The 3,612-nt window shown below is 33.3% G+C and carries 4 protein-coding genes; all 4 read right to left on the bottom strand.

Annotated features, from left to right (window positions below; genetic code table 11):
* Positions 1-395: hypothetical protein (locus ACU8DI_RS15200; protein ID WP_447113646.1), on the bottom strand; the 395-nt coding region annotated here is incomplete at its 3' end.
* 1,043 nt (positions 396-1,438) lie between these two features.
* Entirely contained in the window at positions 1,439-1,774 is a 336-nt protein-coding gene (locus ACU8DI_RS15195; protein WP_447113645.1) for a hypothetical protein, read from the bottom strand.
* Between the two features lie 622 nt (positions 1,775-2,396).
* The gene (locus tag ACU8DI_RS15190; protein ID WP_447113644.1) at positions 2,397-2,858 is read right to left on the bottom strand and encodes a hypothetical protein; all 462 of its coding nucleotides are present in this window, start codon (positions 2,856-2,858) and stop codon (positions 2,397-2,399) included.
* 165 nt (positions 2,859-3,023) lie between these two features.
* Positions 3,024-3,479: a hypothetical protein gene (locus tag ACU8DI_RS15185; RefSeq protein WP_447113643.1), complete on the bottom strand. Its 456-nt coding sequence runs from the start codon at positions 3,477-3,479 to the stop codon at positions 3,024-3,026.
* Positions 3,480-3,612 lie beyond the last annotated feature (133 nt).

Raw genomic sequence — 3,612 nt, 5'->3', positions numbered from 1 at the left:
TCAGTTCCACAATTTTGACATTTTAATTTGTCAGAATCATTTCCGCTATGCCAATTTCCTAACGAGTTTCCCCAATCATTTTCAATGTTGTTTTCTCCACAGTTCGGACAGTTAACTTGTTCAAGGACGTTTCCACCATTTTCAAAGACTTGCTTTTCAGTAATCAGTTCAATTCCATTTGTTTTTAGTTCGGTCAAATTCAATTCCGATTTTTCTAAAACATTCCTGTAATTTTCGGCTGGTGCATGTCCTTTTGACGAGCCTAAAACACAGTCAGTCAAATCCTTTTTTGCGATTTTTTGTTCAGTTAGAAATTCAATTATTCTTTCCGCTTTTTTCTTTGAATCAGCAGACTTTAATTTTTCTGAAACTAATGATATGTAGGTGTCACTCATCTTTTTTTCAGCTTACGTACAACGTAATTGTGTATGGTTTGTTGCGGGAATGCAGCGCACGCGTGCGGCTGGATTTCCGAGGGAAAACGTGCGCTGCGCGAACTCATTTTCCGATTTATATTTTAATAAATGTAAGAAAAATTCTTCCAATTATAGTACTTGCGCTAGCGATGAACTATACACATTGTTAGGTGCTGTTTTTACCTCTCTCTTTTATTTCGAACCAGGTTCAAATTTATAGTTAAATTAACAAGTCCGTCATCAATAGGCCGAAAATTCTTATTTGTTAGAATTACGTGAGGATTAATTGTTAACCTTCCTCTTTCACCTCCAATTCCAATCAACGGGACGAGTCTTAAAGTCCAATTATCAAAATCGGTATAAGTCACTAATTCTGTTCCTATAGCAAGTCCCATAACATATAAAATTCCACTTACTTTAGGTCCAATTGTAAATCTGACAGTATTTATTCCAATTTCAGTTCCGATACCATAANATAAAATTCCACTTACTTTAGGTCCAATTGTAAATCTGTCAGTATTTATTCCAATTTCAGTTCCGATACCATAGTGAAATCCTCCTCCATGTCGTCCTCCATAAGTTGTTTTGTTAATACCGATATCTAATAGATGAAAATTTTTTTCATTTGGATCTCCGAAACTGTAATTGTATCCTATTCCTAAATTTAGAGAATCATAAAATCCATAATCCCTTTCTTTTTGGTTTTGTCCAAATGCTTGGTTCATTGATACCATTAATAGTAAAGTGATTAGATTGATTTTCAATTATAAATTCTTATTTTAAAATTGCACCTAACGTAATTGTGTATGATTTGTTGCGGAATTTCAGCCGAAGCGCTTTGCGCTTGGATGAGCCGTTTACGGCGAAAATTCCGCTGGAAAAGAAGCGCAAGGCTGAGCCAGCAATTCTTTCCGAGATTTAAAGATAGTAAATTATGTGAGAATTTTTCCTCGTCTTAAACACTTACCGCAATGAATTATACACGTTGTTGTGTGTAGGCTTTATTCATTAGTAATTAATACTCAAAACAATGAAAGTATTCCAATTATTAAAAATATCGAATAACCTATAATCGAAATAATATATTTATAATCTTTCTTTTCTTTTTTAATTACACTCAAAGCTGTAAGTATTATTCCAGAAATCAGAAGGATATTGGTCAATACAACCAATATTGATAAAATCAATTCAGAATTACTTGTTGGTTTTTCGTACCCTTCTAATTCAATTGTCAACGTTGTAGAAGTTGAAATTATGTAAGCAACTAATACATTTAATAAGAAAAGATATATTAAAAATCGGAAAGACCAATTTCTAAAGGTTGTTGTTGTTTCATTTGTTACTTGAGTTGATTCCATTCAGTTATTTTTGATGTGGTCAATGCTTATTTTCTGTTTTCAGTAAGCAAATGAATTCCGTATTCAACTATTTTACTTTAGTATAAAGGATTCTTCAGCTTACACACAACGTAATTGTGTATGATATCGTGCGATTGGGAACGTTCGTTATTTTCCGTCATCACGAATCATTTTTTAAATATAAGAATTAAAATTAAAGCAAGAGTAGAGCATGGATTATACACGTTGTTAGCTACTGTAGGGCAGAAGAGGTCACAGGCAAACCACAAAGCTGCGGAATATTCCGCATTGCAACCGAATCAGAATGCACAGAAACCAATTTGGCTGGCAAGCCCAAGAATCCGCTGATTCACCAAACACAAAACCATGAAAGTCGCATTTAGGTTGCAACCCAGTTTAAGAAATGATCATCATTTTCAGAGTAATAGTTTTAGAAGAATCCGAAGTGCTGAGGTCTATTCAGAAAGTTTCCTGACCAGCTTTTTTTTCGGTAATGCACTATTGTTGCTAACGTTCTCGTATAACCGTCAGTTACGGGTTTACATGCGTTAATTTTCGGTTTAGAACTGACGTTAGCAATTCCGAGTGGATTCGGACGTAGTCGAATCCGCCGTAATTGCGGTTATACATTGTTGTATGCAGTTTTTATTACTTTAAATATATAAATCATTAATCCAATAAAAACAATTGGAAAAGTCAGCAAATAAATCATTTTCCAAATACTTTCCGTTTTTCCAAATTCTAAAATTATTATGATAACAGAAATTACCCAAATCAATAAAGCAATTGAGTAAATAGTTAGTGATTTTTTTAAATTCCGCTTAAATCTACTTAAATCTTCAGGTTCATATTCTCTTCTGCCAAGTTTTTCGTGAAATTCAAATTCTCCGCTATACATTATAAAAACAAAAAAACTTGCAACAAAAGTCAGGCATAATATTCTTAAAATAATTATCCAATTATTCAATTCAGATATTGATTCTAATTCAGAGAAAGATTTTTCAAATCCGATAATAAATGGAAGCATTAAAATTCCAATCAACCAACCTTTATATTCTGACCTGATGTATTTGATAAGTTTCAATTCAGAGTTCGATTTTCAAATTGCATACAACGTAATTGTGTATGATATCGTGCGACTGAAAACGATCGTTATTTTCCGTCGTTACGATTCTAAAGTTTTAAATATAAGAATTAAAACTGAAGCTAGAGTAGAGCATGGATTATACACGTTGTTGCCCACAGTATTTTATTCCGCAAACAATTTTTTCGGCACTTGGTAACTCGCAGAATACATTAAATTCTTTCCGCTTTTTTTAAATTCAGCAAACGCTTTTCTGTACCATTTTGGGTCATTCGCGCGAGTGTTATAATCCTCAAAATTCAATACATCGTAAAAATCTCCGTTCAGCCAAGGTTCAATTCCGAAAACAGCAATTCCGTTTTCTTCTACTCGGTCAAGTACGATTTCAAAATCAGATTCTGAGAAATAGTAAATTGATTCAGAGTCGAATCCATTATTAAGATTTTTGAGTCCGTAAAACACATTCTTTTTAAGGTATTCAAATTCCTTTTCTTGTTCCTCTTCGCTGTAATCTTTTAATTCCATCTCTATTTCTTCAAAATCTTCCATTACTGTTCTGTTTCTACTGTTACAACTCAAGAACCAAAATCCGATTATAATTAGTAGAAGTGCTTTTTTCATATTGTGGGCAACGTAATTGTGTATGATTATGTTGCGGAATTTCAGCGAGCGTATGCGGCTGATGTTCCGCGGGAAAAACGCGAGCTGCTAGTTCAGGTTTTCCGAGTTGTTTATATTTTTAATAAAAGTAGGA

This window comes from Psychroserpens sp. BH13MA-6 (assembly GCF_052983595.1).
Note: the sequence above shows the minus strand (reverse complement) of the source record. Positions and strands in the feature narration are given on the sequence as shown.

Bases quoted from the DNA above. Each gene is read 5' to 3' on its own strand.
- ACU8DI_RS15195 (WP_447113645.1), bottom strand. From the start codon at position 1,774: ATGGAATCAACTCAAGTAACAAATGAAACAACAACAACCTTTAGAAAT.
- ACU8DI_RS15185 (WP_447113643.1), bottom strand. From the start codon at position 3,479: ATGAAAAAAGCACTTCTACTAATTATAATCGGATTTTGGTTCTTGAGT.